A 1259-nucleotide genomic window follows, 5' to 3' on the forward strand; every position below is an offset into this window, starting at 1 on the left:
CACGTTGGCAACGGCGGTGATTGAGCCAGAAATGCTGGTCACGGGAGCAAGACCAAGGGCACTTAAACAGCCAGCGATAAAGATTATGGTGATAAAGAACATCAACCCAAACGCCACCACAGAGCGCACGATGTCGTCGTTCACAGGACGTTGGTTGTAACGTTGCACGAAAACGCCGGATGGATGAATCAGTTTCATGATCTGTTTGTTCAATAGCGTCATAGCAATTTGGAAACGGAAGATTTTAATCCCGCCCGCGGTTGAGCCAGAACATGCCCCTGCCATCATTAAGAAGGCAAAGAGCGTGGTTGGCAGAGCGCCCCAAGCGGTGAAATCTTCCAAGCCGAACCCGGTGGTTGTCACCACAGAAACGATGTTGAACATCGACACTCGCAGGGCATCCAAAATGGTGTAACCATCGCGAATCACTAGCCAAGCGGCAACCACTAAGCTTGAGAACAAGAACAAGTATGCAAAGCCTCGTACCTGTGCATCTTTGACCAGAATATCGATGCTGCGTTTGCGTAGAGCGGCAACAAACAATAGAAATGGCAGACCGCCCAAGAACATGAAAGTGGTCGCGACCCAGTGCGCGCCGTTGGAGAAGTTGTTCATTGAGCTATCGGAGGTCGAGTAACCGCCGGTAGATAGGGTGGTAAAGGCGTGGTTGATCGCTTCAAACAGGTTCATGCCCGTCAGAACATAACCACCAATGCACATGCCCGTTAAGATCAGATACACCAACACGATGTTCTTCGCTACGGTTTTGGCTCTTGGGCTGCTTTTATCTGACCAGTCGGACGATTCCGTTTGGAACAGCTTCATACCACCGACGTTCAACATGGGTAGGATTGCCACCGCCATTACGATAAAGCCAATGCCACCCAGCCATTGCAAGATGGAGCGCCATAACAAAATGCTCGGCGCCATGTTGTCCAAGCCACTGAGCACTGTGGAGCCCGTGGTGGTGATCCCCGACATGGTTTCGAAGTAGGCATCGGTGAAGCTGATGTGGTTAATGAACACAAATGGCAACGCGGCGAACGCGCTGGCGATGGTCCAGACTAAACTGGTGATGAGGAACATGTCGCGCACACTGAGTTTGAACTTGGCGGTTCGGCCAATCGTCAAACAGATGAAGGCGGCAAGGTGCGTGATCACAACGGCTTGGGCGAAATCGAGGAAACCGCCCGTACCTGTGAAGAAAGCGACCAAAGTCGGCACGTACATAAAAAGGGCCAGTTTGGATAAAACCAGCC

General features: G+C 51.6%; 1 protein-coding gene. It reads right to left on the minus strand.

Features of this window, described 5'->3' with window-relative positions:
* The coding region (locus R7Q41_RS24080) for a TrkH family potassium uptake protein (protein WP_318144715.1) at positions 1-1257 on the minus strand (1257 nt) is incomplete at its 3' end.
* Positions 1258-1259 lie beyond the last annotated feature (2 nt).

The sequence above is a fragment of the Vibrio sp. 2096 genome (assembly GCF_033339595.1).
In the GTDB taxonomy this organism is placed as follows: Bacteria; Pseudomonadota; Gammaproteobacteria; order Enterobacterales; family Vibrionaceae; genus Vibrio; species Vibrio alginolyticus.